This is a genomic window from Myroides sp. (genome assembly GCF_032073645.1).
GTDB classification, from domain to species: domain Bacteria; phylum Bacteroidota; class Bacteroidia; order Flavobacteriales; family Flavobacteriaceae; genus Flavobacterium; species Flavobacterium odoratimimum.
On sequence record NZ_DAMANB010000030.1, the window covers coordinates 26,539 to 41,034 of the forward strand.

A 14,496-nucleotide genomic window follows, 5' to 3' on the forward strand; every position below is an offset into this window, starting at 1 on the left:
TACAGAATCACAAAAAAACGAAATTACAAGAGAAGAAATGAAAGGAATAATATTAGCAGGTGGATCTGGTACTAGATTACATCCATTAACACTAGCAGTAAGTAAGCAGTTGTTACCAATATATGATAAGCCAATGATCTATTATCCTTTGTCAGTATTGATGTTGGCAGGTATCCGTGAGATATTGATTATCTCTACATCACATGATTTACCAAATTTTCAAAAACTTTTTGGAGATGGGAGTCAGTTTGGTATTCAATTGAGTTATGCAGAACAACCTAGTCCTGATGGATTGGCACAAGCTTTCATTATAGGAGAGGAGTTTATTGGAACAGATGATGTATGTTTAGCATTAGGAGATAATATATTTTATGGTGCTGGAATGCAAAAACTACTAAAAGCTTCAATTCAAACAGTAGAAGAAGAAAAGAAAGCGGTAGTATTTGGCTACTATGTAGAAGACCCTGAACGCTATGGTGTAGCTGAGTTTGATAGTGAAGGAAATGTACTGAGTTTAGAAGAGAAGCCACTAGAGCCTAAGTCAAATTATGCTGTAGTAGGTTTGTATTTCTACCCAAATTCTGTAGTGAGAATCGCAAAAGAAGTTAAACCTTCTCATCGTGGAGAGTTAGAGATAACTTCTGTGAATCAGACTTACTTAGCAGAAGATCAATTGAAATTACAAACTATGAGTCGTGGTTTTGCATGGTTAGATACAGGTACACATGAATCATTAACAGAAGCTACTGAATTTGTAAAAGCAGTAGAGAAACGTACTTCTTTAAAGATAGCATGTTTAGAAGAAATTGCCTTAACTTATCAATGGATCTCAAGAGATGAAATGGCATCTAGAGTTAAAGGATTAAAAGGTGATTATTACGATTATATTAAGAAAAGATTTGATTTATAGATGTCGCTGAGAGGACAAGCAATAGGTGGGATTATTTGGACAATAGTAGATACTTTTATACTAAAAGGATTATCTTTTATTGCCACATTGATTTTAGCGAGATGGTTAGGACCTGCTGAATTTGGTTTAGTAGGAATGATAGCTGTATTTATTGCTATAGGAACTTCATTAACTGATAGTGGTTTAACAAATTCATTGATTAGAGCAAGAGAAAAGGATAATCTAGATTATACGACTGTATTTTGGTTAAATTTATCGATGAGTGCTTTTGTTTATGGTGTTCTTTTTTTTTCTGCACCATTAATAGCTGATTTTTTTAAACAACCTATTTTGATAGGATTAGTTCGGGTGTATTGTTTGAGCTTTGTTATTTCAGCATTTTCTGCTGTACAATTAGCAAGATTGACATCTGATATGGCGTTTAAGAAGATTACCAAATTAAATATTCCAGGGACGATTATAGGTGTTATTGTTGGTTTAATTTTAGGGTATAATGAATATGGTGCTTATTCGATTGTATGGATGTATTTGACAACACAATTTATTCAATCTATTATGTTATGGAGTACTTCAAATTGGAAACCAACGTTCTCTTATTCTAAAGAGAGAGCGAAGTATCATTATGGCTTTGGTTATAAATTGATGCTTTCTGGATTAATTAATACAATTTTTCAAAATATTTATAATATAGTAATTGGAAAACTATATAGTCCAGTAACTTTAGGTTATTTTGAACGTTCTCGTACTTTTAATATGTATCCAATAACGGTATTGACTTCTGTTATTTCAAAGGTTACTTATCCTTTATTGGCTAATATACAACAAGACAAGAATAAAGTTGGTGCTGTATATCGAATAATATTGAGATTAGCTTTTTTTATTATTGCTCCTTTGATGTTGATTATGGCTGCGGTAGCAGAACCATTGTTTAATCTTGTCTTAGGAGAGGAATGGAATAAAGCGATACCATTTTTTCAAATTCTATGTTTAGGAACGATGTTCTATCCTATTCATGCATTTAACTTAAATGTATTTATGGTTTATGGGCGTAGTGATTTGTTTTTAAAATTAGAGATTATTAAAAAGTTTGTAATCATTGTAGCAATTTTTATAGGTTATTGGTTTGGAATATATGGTTTAGTGTGGAGTAGTGTTATAACTTCATATATAGCATTATTGATAAATACACATTATAGCGCTGATATGATTAATTATTCACAGAAACAACAGTTTTTCGATATGTTACCTATACTTTTAATTAGTTGTATTAGTGCATTTACAATTTTACTATATTTTTATCTGTTCCCTGTAAGTTCAGATTTAGTGAAATTGTTATCAGGTGTTTTTTTAGGTGGAATAGTTTATTTGGGACTGAGTTATTTGTTTAAGTTTCCACCAATGTTTTATTGTATAAATTTAATTAAAGAAAAAATAAAATAATATGATTCCAGTTGTAAAACCTTTTCTTCCTCCAATAGAAGAATTTAATGAAATAGTAAAAGGAATATGGGAACGCCAATGGTTAACTAATATGGGACCATTAGCTACTGAATTAGAAATCAAATTACAAAAACAATTAAATGTTAGTAATTTATTGTTCGTAACAAATGGAACAGTCGCTCTACAGATGGCTATAAAAGCGTTGGATTTAAAAGGAGAAATAATTACAACCCCTTTTTCATTTGTAGCAACTACTAGTACCATTGTATGGGAGGGATGTACACCTATTTTTGTAGATATTGAGCCAAGCACATTAACTATTGATGTTAAAAAAATAGAAGAAGCTATAACGGGAAATACAGTTGCAATTTTAGCAACTCATGTATATGGTAATCCATGTGATGTGGAAGCAATTGATGTTATTGCTAAGAAATATAATTTGAAGGTTATTTATGATGGTGCACACGCATTTGGTGTGGAGTATAAAGGAAAGTCTATATTCGAGTATGGAGATATTTCTACTTGTTCTTTACATGCGACAAAATTATATCATAGTACAGAAGGTGGTTTTATAGTAGCTAAGGGTGAAGAATTAAATGATAAATTAAAAAGAATACGAAATTTTGGTATTGCAGATTTTGATAGTTTTTCTGATTTAGGGTTAAATGGAAAAAATTCTGAATTACATGCAGCTATGGGAATTGTGAATCTGAAATATATTGATAGGATACATAGTAAACGTAAACAATTATATGAAGTATTTACAGAAGGACTAAAAGATTTTGCTGCTGTACAACCAATTTGGAGAAGTGGTGCTACAATGAATTATCCATATTATCCTTTAGTCTTAGAAAGTGAAGAATTGTTGTTTAGAGTGAGAGAAGTGTTAGCAAAAGAAGATATTCATATACGTCGTTATTTTTATCCTTCTTTGGCCTCAGCTTTACCATATTTACCAAAGCAAATGTTAGATGTAACAGAGGATATAGCAAAAAGAGCTATTTGTTTACCGTTCTATTTTGATTTAGAAGTTTCTGATGTAAAACGCATATGTAGAATTATAAAAAGTATTTAAGGATGTTAATATTTGGAGCATCAGGATTTGCTAAGAATGTATTAGAGATTTTAACAAGAAATGGTTATTCAAAAGAACTGTTTTTTTTTGATAATGTCACGCCTAATATTGGAGATTTATTATATGATAAATTTTCTATACTTAAAACATTCGAAGAAATTGAAGAAAGATTTAAGTATAATAAAGATTTTACTATTGGAATTGGAAATCCTATTTTAAGAGAAAAAATATATAATGAGCTTTTAAATAGAGGTGGAAATTTCGTTTCTACAATTAGTGAACATGCCCATCTGGGAAGTTATAATGTTATTATTGAGGAGGGAGTCAATATTTCTTTTGGAGTGATTATTAATAACGATACATTAATTAAAAAAGGAAGTTTAATTAATATTAATTCAACTATAGGACACGACTGTGTGTTAGGTGAGTTTGTAGAAGTATGTCCTAATGTAAGTATATCTGGTAATTGTGATATTGGTAATAATGTTTTTATAGGTTCTAATACAACTATTGCTCCAAGAGTTAAGATAGGTAAGAATGCTATAATTGGCGCTAATAGCTTGGTATTAGAAGATGTACCTTCAAATGTTTTTTTTGCAGGATCACCTGGTAAAGTTATTAAGCATTTAGATTGTAATAATTGTTAGATGTTTTAATTTATTTTAAATAAAATATTAATATAGTAAGATGAATTTACATGTATTTACTGGAAATCGTACGCATTTAGTACCAACACTTATAGAAGATTTTATAAAAATTGGAGGAAATCAGTATTTTATTGTTTTTTGTTCCAATGAAAAGTATTCTCTTTATATAGAATTATTTGATAAATTCAATTATACACATTACGTACTTGTAAGTTCGTTTTCAGATTTTTCTAAAATAAGTAAAGACTTAAAAAATGTAGAGCATGTAATTTTACATGGTACGCCTTATGGTTTAATGTGGCGCTTCATTTATAAATATCCTAGGGTCAGTTGGGTGTGTTGGGGAGCTGGGGCAAAGATTAATTATAATAATTGGAAATCTATTATTTTTACTCCATTTAAATATTGGCTTTATAAGTCATTTTGTAAGATTGGTGTTTTAATGCCACAAGATGGGCAAAGTTTAAAAAAAGATTATAAAGTGGTTAATCCAACTTTAGTCCGTTATTTAGGCAGTGCTAGTAAGTTTCCTTTTAGTATAGATAAAGTAAAAGAACTTTTCGATGCTAATGTAGATAAAAAACATTATAAAGTTTATTTAGGTAATAATTCATCGTGTATTAATAGTTATTTAGGTTTGATAGAAGCTCTTCCTAAATTTGAACTATCAGTTAAAGTAAATTGTATGTTGAATTATTCTTTTAAGGAATCAAGGGTATCAGAGAATTTGGCTAAAAGGGGACAAACTATTTTTGGAGATAATTTTATAATGGATACGAATTTATATTCTTTAGAAGAGTATTATGATTATATGAGTAATTGTGATGTTTATGTTTGCGGATTAAAACAACAGACTGGATTAGGAGCAATTTATACTTGTCTGAGGTTAGGAAAAAAACTGTATCTTGATGGTATTAATTACGAATGGATGATATCTTTAGGTTGTAAAGTTTTTCATGTATCTGAATTAAAGGGTATCAATGAAGACGTTTTTTTACAATCATTAACTTATAATGAAAAACTGGAGAACTATCATATTATTAATAATCATTTAGATGAAGATTTAATTATTGAAAACTGGAAAACTTTTATGAATTTTAATAAATTAGTTTAATGTTAATATATAACGGCTCTAAAATATATAAAAAAGGATTATTTTTTTTGTTTTTTTTTACATTTATAGGTTATTATGCGGTTCTGTTGCTTTTTTTTAACATTGGGTTAGGGGAAACGAGTAGACAGTTAACTATTCCTGTTAGGTTATCAATAGTGGTAGTGTTGTTAGTGTTGGTTATGTCTAATCTACGAATTTTGAGGAAAGCCCCCTGGTTAGGTTGTTTTTTTATTTTTAGTTTCTGTTATATTTTGCGTATTTTCTTGGATTACGTTAATCAAGAATATTACTATGTACCAGTTGAAAGTATATTGCTTTTTTTCGTTTCTTTTGCTTTTTTGCCTTTTGTGTGTTTTAGTATTTTACCATATCATATTTCTTTGAATGTAAGTATGTTTAAAGGGTTTGCAATTGGAGGGATTTCTTTCTCATTATTAGCATTGATATTCTATAGTAAATATATTGGTGTCGTTTCTCGTTTAGGTGGAACCGCTACAGATGAGTCAACGTTGTCACCTTTATCTTTATCATATTCGTCTAGTATGATTATTGGTTGTTTCATTTTCTATTTACTATTTAATAAGGTAAAACGAATTAATAAAATTATTTTATTAATTGGTATTATTATTTCTGTTATACCATTTTTTTTGGGAGCGTCAAGAGGAAGTATATTTAGCATATTTATACCTTTTATTGTTTATATAGTAGCTCAAAATAGTATTGTTAGTTGGATAAAATACTTTTTCGGACTAATTATTTTTAGTAGCTTTTTAATTTTTTTAGACTTATATTTTAAAAGTGGGCTAATAGAACGTTTTTTAAGTATTGGTCAAGATATTGACTCAGGTTCAAGTTCAGCTTCTCGTATTGGCATTTGGAAAACATCATTTAATCAGTTTTTGGAATATCCTATTATAGGTGATAAATTAAGAGTTAATAATTGGGAAGGTTATGCTCATAATGTGATAGTAGAATCTTTTCAAGTAGTTGGTATTTTAGGGACTATTCCTTTGTTAATTCTATTTTATAAAGCTTGGAAAGCAACATATAATTTAGTGAAAGTTGAAAAAAAATACTTTTGGATTGGTGTTATATTTATTCAGGCTTTTTGTATGAATATGTTTAGTGGATCAATATACACTGCCGTTTGGTTGTGGAGTAGTATGGCTGTTGTTTTAAGTATAGAACAAAGTTTAAAACAAAAGATATATTAATGTAATTTATGAAAGTAGTTGTTTTATTGGAAGCAGGTATTCCTAGTTATCGAAATTTTTTATTCGAAGCATTAAGTAAAGTAGATTTTATTACTGATTTTAAAGTAGTACATTCAAAAAGAATCTATAATGGAAAGAAAGGGAGTTATAAGAATCTAGAAGTCCCTTTTATAGGGTCTAATAAATTGGGGGTGCATTTAGGAGGCTTTCGTGATTTTGTTGAAGCAGATGTTATTATAGCTTCGTATAATCTTAGAATTTTGACTTGTTGGATGGGGGTTTTTTTTAAAAAGAAATTTGTTTTTTGGGGTAAGGGCTTAGGATCTAATGAGAGTTGTTTAATTAATGCTTTGCGTAAGTTAACAAGTTCTCAAGCATCAAAAATCCTTGTATATAACGATTTTAAAAAGGAGGAATTGCTAACTATATTAAACATAAAAGATAGAAATAAAGTCATAGCATATAATAATACTGTAGAGGTAATTAATAATGAAGATCTTAGTACATATAAAAAAGATTGCTTTTTGTATTTTGGTAGGATACAAGAACGAAAAGGTTTAAAAGAAATGATTTTGAATTATAATAAATATATTCAATTATGTAAGGAGGAATTTGCAGAACCTTATAAATTATGTATTGTTGGAGATGGAGATTATAAAACAGAATTAATTGATTGTGTTGATACTTTAGGTATTAATGAATATATAGAGTTTTATCCAGGAGTTTATAACGATGAGGAAATAAAACATTATTTTAAGAGAGCGATTTGTTACTTGTCACCTTACAATGTTGGATTAGGTGTTATTAATAGTTTTGCTTATGGTGTTCCAGTTGTTACATGTAGATTAAAACAAGTTGGACCTGAGTTTAATTATTTAACAAAAGAAAATTCGATTGTTTTTGATAACATTGATGAATTAGCTTCTATCTTGTATAGAATGACGAAAGAAAAATATATATATAATTGCTATTCATATTTTTTAAAAAATCTTAAATCTAGTGTTATGGTTAATAATTTTGTTAATGTTTTAAAAGATTTAAAATGAATAAAATAGAGAAATTGGTTTATGATTTAGTTAAGAAAACTCCATGGTTGAAATTATTTATACGAAATGTTTATCAAGGATTATTTGATTTATTACCACGTAAAAAGGAATTTTCTGTTAACCCTATTCGTATAAAAGAGAATTATTTTTACGGTTTCCATGATACATTACCTTTTTCTGAAAGTAATGATAAGTTGTTAGCAAATAAGTTATATTTTGATTTACGTATGCCACTAAAAGGAGAATCACTAGATGTTGGTTTTTTTCTTTTAGATAATGGGAAGTTTGGAGATTATGTGAAAGTTGGGGAATCATTATCATGGAATTATCATAAAGGGTGTCGTTTGCAGTGGCTAACGGTTGATAAATTAATCTATAATACAGTTTCTAAAGAGGGGACTTTACTTTCAATAGTATATGATATTAATACTCTAGAAAGTAAAGAAGTATGTATGCCTATTGACTCTGTATCACATGATGGTAGATTTGCTACATCCTTTAGTTATGAGCGTTTAGAAAAGTATATGCCTGGATATGGATATTGTTATGAAGATGATTATAGTTATATTGATAATCAATATCCAGAGAAAAGTGGACTGTTTTTAGTAGATTTAAAAACTAATACATCAAGTTTATTAGTTTCTTTGAAGAAGTTATACGAGTTAGTAAAAGAAGAGATAGGAGCTAGTGTCTCAAATCATTATGTTACTCATTCTTTATTTTCTAATGATAATAAATATATAGCTTTTTTTCATAGATGGGTTGGAGATGATACAAGAAAACGTTATACTAGATTTATGATTTATGATTTAGCAAAGAAAGAATTGTTCTCTTTACCAACTGGTTACATGGTTTCTCATTATGTGTGGAATGAAAATAATGAAATCATAGTTTATTGTAATTATGAAGGTATTGACTGTCATGTTCTATTTAAAATTGAGGACTTAATTAATAGTCATAAGGTAGCATATCCGAGATTGAATTCTGATGGTCATCAATCTTTTTTAGGAAATAGTAAGTTTGTTACAGATACTTACGGAGATAAATTTAGAATGTCAAAGTTATATTTAGTAGACGTTAATACATCAGAAGTAGAACTTTTAGCGAGTGTCTATTCTCCTAATAAGTTTCAAACAAAAATACCTACTAAACATATAGCATGTGATTTACATCCTACTGTATCTAAAGATGGTAAATACGTTTGTTTTGATACAGTGAAAAGTGGAAAAAGAGCTATTGCTTTAATGCGATTAAATTAGTTTATGAAATTAGTATATTTACATCAATATTTTAAGTTCCCTAATGAAAATGGAGGAACTAGATCATATGACTTAGCTAAGAGATTTATCAAGAAAGGGATTAAGGTTATTATTCTGACAACATCTTCAGATATAAAATATAGTGGTAAGAGGTGGACAGAAATTATGCAAGATGGTATAGAAGTTCATTATTTATATTTGCCATATGATAATTCTTTTGGTATAGTAAAAAGAATTAGTGCTTTTATGAAGTTTTTAATATTGTCATTTTTCCATTTGTCAAAAATTAAATGTGATTTAGTTTTAGCAACTTCTACTCCTTTAACAATCGGTATTCCAGCACTATTGAAGAAGTGGAAAGATAATACACCTTTTATTTTTGAAACAAGAGATGTATGGCCTGAAGCAGTTGTTGCTATAGGTGCTATTAGAAATAAAATAGTAATTAAGTTATTATATAAACTCGAATATATTATTTACAAAAATGCTAATGCAATAGTCCCATTATCGGTTGATATGCAAGCTTCCATTATAAAGAGATATCCTCAATTTAGAAGTAAGACAAATGTGGTAGTAGAAAATATTTCTGAAATAGATCGTTTTAATTATGATGATTCTACAGTAGATTTTAAAAAAGTGCTTGGTGTGACTCCTAGGTTTAGTGTATTGTATGCTGGTACTTTTGGTCAAGTAAATGGTATTCATAAGGTTGTAGAGTTAGCAGAGTTTACATATAAGATTGACCCAAGTGTTGTTTTTATATTGATTGGTTCTGGAGCTAAGAAATTAGAAATTATTGAATTGGCAAAAGAGAAGAAGGTCTATAATAAAAATGTGTTTATAAAAGAACCTATTTCGAAATGCGAACTACCATTGTGGTATAATAGTGTATCTATGGGAAGTTCATTTGTTGTTGATATAAAAGAACTTTGGGTAAATTCTGCAAACAAGTTTTTTGATACATTAGCAGCAGCTAGACCAATCTTAATTAATCACGAAGGTTGGCAGGCAGATATTATTAGAAAAGAAAATATTGGATATGTTTTACCTGTTAATATTGATTATGAAGTAGCAAAGGAATTTGTTAATTATACAAGGGATATAGATTTGAATCTAAATCAAGGAAATAAAGCTTTTCAATTAGCTAATGAATATTATTCATTGGATGTAGCGAGTGAAAAGTACTTAAATCTTATTAATGATATTAGTTAATTATAATGTATAAACATTTTTTAAAAAGGATATTTGACTTTATAGCAGCTCTAGTAGGACTTATATTGTTGAGTCCAATTTTTTTATTTGTAATGATTGGGTTGTTTTTTGCTAATCAAGGTAAACCTTTTTTCTTTCAGGCGCGCCCAGGAAAAGGTGGCCATATCTTTAAGATTGTAAAGTTTAAAACAATGAACGATAAAACGGATAGCAAGGGTGATTTGCTATCTGATGCAGAGCGTTTGACTTCTATAGGGGCTTTTGTGCGTAAAACTTCTTTAGACGAGATACCTCAATTAATTAATGTTTTTAAAGGAGATATGAGTTTGATAGGGCCTAGACCTCTTTTGCCTCAATATTTAGCATTATACAATGATGAGCAAAAAAGAAGACATGAAGTCAAACCTGGTATTACGGGATGGGCACAAGTCAATGGACGCAATGCTATTTCTTGGAAACGTAAGTTTGAATTAGATGTGTATTATGTAGATCATATTAGTTTTGTTTTAGACATTAAGATTTTCTTTCTAACGATAAAAAAGGTGTTTGTTAGAGAAGGTATATCACAAGAAGGACAGGCGACAGCGGAAGCATTTAATGGTAATAATTAAAAATATAGATATGAAAAAAATTGCAATATTTGGAGCAGGTGGTTTTGGTAGAGAGGTTAAAACGATCATAGATAGCATTAATAAACAAGAGAAGATATATGAGTTTATAGGTTTTTATGATGATGGAATAGAAAAGGGAAATATCATTAATAATTATCCTGTACTAGGTGGTGTAAAAGATATTAATATGTTGAAAGAGGAGGTTTCTTTAGTAATTTCTATAGGAGATCCTAAGACAAAGTCAAAAATAGTATCTTTAATAGAGAATCCTTTAGTTAGTTATCCAAATATTATTTCGCCTAATGCTATTGTATCAGATGATTTTGTGAGTTTGGGTAAAGGAAATATAGTTTGTGCAGGATCTATTATTACTTGTAATATTGATATTAGAGATTTTGTTATTCTTAATTTGTCTTGTACAGTTGGACATGATACAGTGATTAATAGCTATGCTTCATTTATGCCATCTGTTAATATTTCAGGAGAAGTAGTTATAGGAGAAGGTGTTTATGTTGGAACAGGAGCAAAGATTATAAATTTGTTAGAAATCGGAGAATATACTATTGTAGGAGCAGGTGCTGTTGTATCTAAAACTTTACCAGCAAAATGTACAGCAGTAGGTGTGCCAGCAAAACCAATCAAGTTCCATGAATAATAAAAGTTAATTGATGTATTTGGTAGGAGCGAGTGGTCATGGTAAGGTTGTAGCAGAAGTTTTAGAAGAGAATAACTTAGAAATTACTGGTTTTATAGATGCTAATTCTTCTATAGAAGAAGTTTTAGGTTATCCAATTATTGGAAGAACATTAGATGGAATAAAAGGTAATGCTATAGTAAGTATTGGAGATAATCAAATAAGAAAATCTCTAATAGAACGTAATGAAGAGTTAGAGTATAAGAGTGTTGTATCGCCTAGAGCTAATGTAAGTAAACGTACTATTATAGACAAAGGAACTGTAGTCATGATGGGAGCAACAATAAATAGTGAGTCGAAAATAGGAAAACACTGTATTATTAATACCAATGCATCTATAGATCACGATTGTATAATAGAAGATTATGTACATATATCTCCCAATGTTGGATTAGCAGGAAATGTAGAGGTAGGAGAGGGAACACATATAGGAATTGGAACTTCTGTAATACAAGGGATAAAGATTGGAAAGTGGTGTACTATAGGAGCAGGAACTGTAATTATAAAAGACATACCTGATTATGCTGTAGTAGTAGGCAATCCAGGAAAGATTATAAAATACAATAATAGCTAAGGCATTCTTAATGGGATGCTTTTTTTATACAAATTAATTATATGAGACTTCCCTCAAAATACAAATAATCTCACCCAATTTGAGAATATTGTATTTTAGAAATGCTTATCTTTATGGACTTAAAAAAGAATAAAAAACTACGATATAATGAAATCAAAAATATGGTTATCTTCTCCTCATATGGGGGGACAAGAGCTGAAGTATATACACGAAGCATTTGACACAAACTGGGTGGCTCCATTAGGACCTAACGTAAACGGATTCGAAGAAGATTTAGAGTCTTTCTTAGGTGAAGGAGTGCAAGTAGCAGCATTAAGTGCTGGTACAGCGGCTTTACACATGGGGTTAATCAATCTAGGAGTAGAGGCAGGAGACGAAGTGATCTGTCAAACGATGACGTTCTCTGCATCGGCTAATCCAATCGCATATTTAGGGGCAAAACCAGTATTTGTGGATAGTGAGGCAGATACTTGGAATATGTGTCCTGTAGCACTAGAAGAAGCGATTAAGGCGCGTACAATAGCAACTGGTAAAAAGCCAAAAGCCATCTTACCTGTACATTTATACGGAATGCCTGCGAAGATGGACGAGATCATGGCTGTGGCTAAAAAATACGAAGTTCCTGTATTAGAAGATGCTGCAGAAGGATTAGGAAGTACGTACAAAGGTCGTCAGTGTGGTACTTTTGGTGAGTTAGCTGCATTGAGCTTCAATGGAAATAAGATTATCACCACTTCAGGAGGGGGAGCTTTGGTATCTCAAACTAAAGAACACAAAGAACACACTGTGTTCTTATCTACTCAAGCTCGTGATAATGCACCTCACTACCAACACTCACATATTGGGTATAACTACCGTATGAGTAATATCGTAGCAGGGATTGGACGTGGACAAATGGAGGTATTAAGTGATCGTATCGCAGCTCGTCGCGCGAATAATAAGTTCTACCAAGAGTTGTTTAAAGATATCGCAGGAGTAACGGTATTTGTAGAGCCTACAGCTGATTTCTTCTCTAACCATTGGTTGAGTTGTATTACGATTGATGAGGCTGTAGCAGGTAAGAATAGAGAGCAATTGCGTTTAGCATTATTAGAAGAGAATATCGAGACTCGCCCACTTTGGAAACCTATGCATATGCAACCTATCTTCGAAAACGCTCCATACTACGGAGGGCAAGTAGCAGAGCATTTATTTGACTGTGGATTGTGCTTACCTTCTGGAAGTAATCTAACAGATGAGGAAAGAGAGCGTATCGCTGTGGCAGTGAAAGCGTTTTTAAATAGGTAATTTTGTTAAGTTGCAGTTTTATTTTTTTGTAATTTTGATAGTTTCAGAAGAGTAAAATTGAAAGTATATAAAAAGCTGTTGTCTTTAGACAATAGCTTTTTTTGTAGAAGTCGTCTTTGGCTAGGGAGCTGTTTGCTTTGTTTAGTAACCTGAGTTCGATTATAACAAGGCTAATTGATTAGTTATTACTTTCTCATATCTAATGGCAGGTTTCTTAGGCAAGAAATGATATGCAATAATTCCAGCGATAAGGTTAGTAAAGAAGTTAATAGGTGATCTATGTCTAGAGTGTTCTACCTGACATACATTTTTTAATTCATCGTTAACAGTTTCAATTACTGATCTTTTTCTAAGTAGTATTTTATCAGACATACTCATAAGGGAGTTCTTCATATTATTTCTTATACTGGTAATTAATTCAATTCCATCTAGAAACAGTAATTCAGCAAGCTTAGCGCCAATATATCCCTTATCACCGAATAGTTTTCCAAAGATATTATTTAAGAATCCTTCATTTTTTAAAGGATCACGGTCATTTACATTAGCTTGAGTGATGGCAAAGCTTAAGATTTCTCCTTTATCATTAATAATGATGTGAAGTTTAAAACCATGGAACCAACCAATAGTTGACTTACCAGTTGTTGCTATATTTTTAAAAACCTTGTTTCTACTAATTCTTTTAGTTTTACAAACCTGAATTGGAGTAGAATCTACAAAAGAAATGCCTGTACACTTGCCTAAACAACATGTTTTAGCAAAAATAGTCATGGGCATAATCACTGATTGCATCAGCTCTACAAAACGATTATAAGAAACAGTATTAGGAAATTCTTTAGTCATATGTTTTTGGACATAATAAATATAAAAATGCTTAAAACAACGAAAACCACTTAAATGAAATAGAAGATAAATGGTGATTACTTCGGATTTAGACATTCTAGGTGGCCGTTTTGAAGGACTCCCTAAAAGAAATGATTTAGTAGAATTTTCAAAATCTTTGCAGAACTCATCTACAATACAAAAAATATCAGTAATTTTATCGAAACAAATCATAGGTAAAAATCTTTTATATATTTAAATTTCAGATACTTAGATATAGGGATTTTTACCTTTTTTTATGCATTAATATTAATCGAACTCAGGTTAGTAGGGAGTTGATTGAGTGAATTGATATACTCTCTCTTCTCTTTAAAGGGAAATGTTATGCGTGGTATGTGGTGGTATTATTCTTTTCCTGTTAAGAGGGAAGAGGTGGAGTATACACTATCTATATAATTTTATTTATGCCTGAAAGGCAAGGTTGCAACTATAAACTGTATATTAATTAGTTGTCAACTATGCACTGTTCTTTTTGTGGATATTCCGGTCTAAACTGAACAGGTAATTCCGGTCTAAACTGAACAGGTGATTCCG

At 30.3% G+C, this 14,496-nt stretch carries 14 protein-coding genes; 13 read left to right on the forward strand and 1 reads right to left on the reverse strand.

The genetic code is table 11. The features are described from left to right. Positions 1-37: 37 nt before the first annotated feature. The 13 genes from rfbA (at position 38) to RT228_RS16800 (ending at position 13,083) form a co-directional block, all read left to right on the forward strand. Positions 38-910, forward strand: coding sequence for a glucose-1-phosphate thymidylyltransferase RfbA (gene rfbA, locus RT228_RS16740; RefSeq protein ID WP_313138952.1), 873 nt, complete (start codon positions 38-40; stop codon positions 908-910). Continuing rightward, the gene (locus tag RT228_RS16745; protein ID WP_313138954.1) at positions 911-2,350 is read left to right on the forward strand and encodes a lipopolysaccharide biosynthesis protein; all 1,440 of its coding nucleotides are present in this window, start codon (positions 911-913) and stop codon (positions 2,348-2,350) included. Between the two features lies 1 nt (position 2,351). Next, a complete protein-coding gene (locus tag RT228_RS16750) occupies positions 2,352-3,425 on the forward strand; it encodes a DegT/DnrJ/EryC1/StrS family aminotransferase (RefSeq protein WP_313138956.1) in 1,074 nt (357 codons plus the stop codon). A gap of 2 nt (positions 3,426-3,427) precedes the next feature. Beyond that, complete coding sequence (locus RT228_RS16755) at positions 3,428-4,072, forward strand: acetyltransferase (RefSeq protein WP_313138958.1); 645 nt, start codon at positions 3,428-3,430, stop codon at positions 4,070-4,072. Positions 4,073-4,112: 40 nt separating this feature from the next. Continuing rightward, on the forward strand, positions 4,113-5,186 hold the full coding sequence (locus tag RT228_RS16760) for a hypothetical protein (RefSeq protein ID WP_313138960.1): 1,074 nt from the start codon (positions 4,113-4,115) through the stop codon (positions 5,184-5,186). Beyond that, positions 5,186-6,400 (forward strand): hypothetical protein, encoded by a 1,215-nt coding sequence (locus tag RT228_RS16765; protein ID WP_313138962.1) that lies wholly within the window; start codon positions 5,186-5,188, stop codon positions 6,398-6,400. Before RT228_RS16760 ends, RT228_RS16765 begins: the two co-directional genes overlap by 1 nt. A gap of 8 nt (positions 6,401-6,408) precedes the next feature. After that, positions 6,409-7,446: a glycosyltransferase gene (locus RT228_RS16770; RefSeq protein WP_313138964.1), complete on the forward strand. Its 1,038-nt coding sequence runs from the start codon at positions 6,409-6,411 to the stop codon at positions 7,444-7,446. Continuing rightward, positions 7,443-8,705, forward strand: a complete 1,263-nt coding sequence (locus RT228_RS16775) for a hypothetical protein (RefSeq protein ID WP_313138966.1) — start codon at positions 7,443-7,445, stop codon at positions 8,703-8,705. The genes RT228_RS16770 and RT228_RS16775 overlap by 4 nt, the downstream gene beginning before the upstream one ends. Before the next feature lie 3 nt (positions 8,706-8,708). Beyond that, positions 8,709-9,917: a glycosyltransferase family 4 protein gene (locus tag RT228_RS16780; protein ID WP_313138968.1), complete on the forward strand. Its 1,209-nt coding sequence runs from the start codon at positions 8,709-8,711 to the stop codon at positions 9,915-9,917. Positions 9,918-9,922: 5 nt separating this feature from the next. Next, positions 9,923-10,528 carry a sugar transferase gene (locus RT228_RS16785; protein WP_313138970.1) on the forward strand — a complete coding sequence of 202 codons (606 nt, stop codon included), beginning with the start codon at positions 9,923-9,925 and terminating at the stop codon, positions 10,526-10,528. Positions 10,529-10,538: 10 nt separating this feature from the next. Beyond that, entirely contained in the window at positions 10,539-11,183 is a 645-nt protein-coding gene (locus RT228_RS16790) for an acetyltransferase (protein WP_313138972.1), read from the forward strand. A gap of 13 nt (positions 11,184-11,196) precedes the next feature. Beyond that, entirely contained in the window at positions 11,197-11,796 is a 600-nt protein-coding gene (locus RT228_RS16795) for an acetyltransferase (protein WP_313138974.1), read from the forward strand. A gap of 147 nt (positions 11,797-11,943) precedes the next feature. Next, positions 11,944-13,083 (forward strand): DegT/DnrJ/EryC1/StrS family aminotransferase, encoded by a 1,140-nt coding sequence (locus tag RT228_RS16800; protein WP_313138976.1) that lies wholly within the window; start codon positions 11,944-11,946, stop codon positions 13,081-13,083. 159 nt (positions 13,084-13,242) lie between these two features. Here RT228_RS16800 and RT228_RS16805 read toward each other — a convergent pair whose 3' ends face one another. Further along, the gene (locus tag RT228_RS16805) at positions 13,243-14,136 is read right to left on the reverse strand and encodes an IS982 family transposase (protein WP_286417830.1); all 894 of its coding nucleotides are present in this window, start codon (positions 14,134-14,136) and stop codon (positions 13,243-13,245) included. Between the last annotated feature and the right edge of the window lie 360 nt (positions 14,137-14,496).

What these genes read in the sequence shown, in the direction of transcription:
- RT228_RS16755 (WP_313138958.1), top strand. Translation starts at nt 3,428, where the DNA reads ATGTTAATATTTGGAGCATCAGGATTTGCTAAGAATGTATTAGAGATT.
- RT228_RS16770 (WP_313138964.1), top strand. Translation starts at nt 6,409, where the DNA reads ATGAAAGTAGTTGTTTTATTGGAAGCAGGTATTCCTAGTTATCGAAAT.
- rfbA (WP_313138952.1), top strand. Translation starts at nt 38, where the DNA reads ATGAAAGGAATAATATTAGCAGGTGGATCTGGTACTAGATTACATCCA.
- RT228_RS16765 (WP_313138962.1), top strand. Translation starts at nt 5,186, where the DNA reads ATGTTAATATATAACGGCTCTAAAATATATAAAAAAGGATTATTTTTT.
- RT228_RS16800 (WP_313138976.1), top strand. Translation starts at nt 11,944, where the DNA reads ATGAAATCAAAAATATGGTTATCTTCTCCTCATATGGGGGGACAAGAG.
- RT228_RS16745 (WP_313138954.1), top strand. Translation starts at nt 911, where the DNA reads ATGTCGCTGAGAGGACAAGCAATAGGTGGGATTATTTGGACAATAGTA.
- RT228_RS16760 (WP_313138960.1), top strand. Translation starts at nt 4,113, where the DNA reads ATGAATTTACATGTATTTACTGGAAATCGTACGCATTTAGTACCAACA.
- RT228_RS16785 (WP_313138970.1), top strand. Translation starts at nt 9,923, where the DNA reads ATGTATAAACATTTTTTAAAAAGGATATTTGACTTTATAGCAGCTCTA.
- RT228_RS16775 (WP_313138966.1), top strand. Translation starts at nt 7,443, where the DNA reads ATGAATAAAATAGAGAAATTGGTTTATGATTTAGTTAAGAAAACTCCA.
- RT228_RS16795 (WP_313138974.1), top strand. Translation starts at nt 11,197, where the DNA reads ATGTATTTGGTAGGAGCGAGTGGTCATGGTAAGGTTGTAGCAGAAGTT.
- RT228_RS16805 (WP_286417830.1), bottom strand. Translation starts at nt 14,136, where the DNA reads ATGATTTGTTTCGATAAAATTACTGATATTTTTTGTATTGTAGATGAG.
- RT228_RS16750 (WP_313138956.1), top strand. Translation starts at nt 2,352, where the DNA reads ATGATTCCAGTTGTAAAACCTTTTCTTCCTCCAATAGAAGAATTTAAT.
- RT228_RS16790 (WP_313138972.1), top strand. Translation starts at nt 10,539, where the DNA reads ATGAAAAAAATTGCAATATTTGGAGCAGGTGGTTTTGGTAGAGAGGTT.
- RT228_RS16780 (WP_313138968.1), top strand. Translation starts at nt 8,709, where the DNA reads ATGAAATTAGTATATTTACATCAATATTTTAAGTTCCCTAATGAAAAT.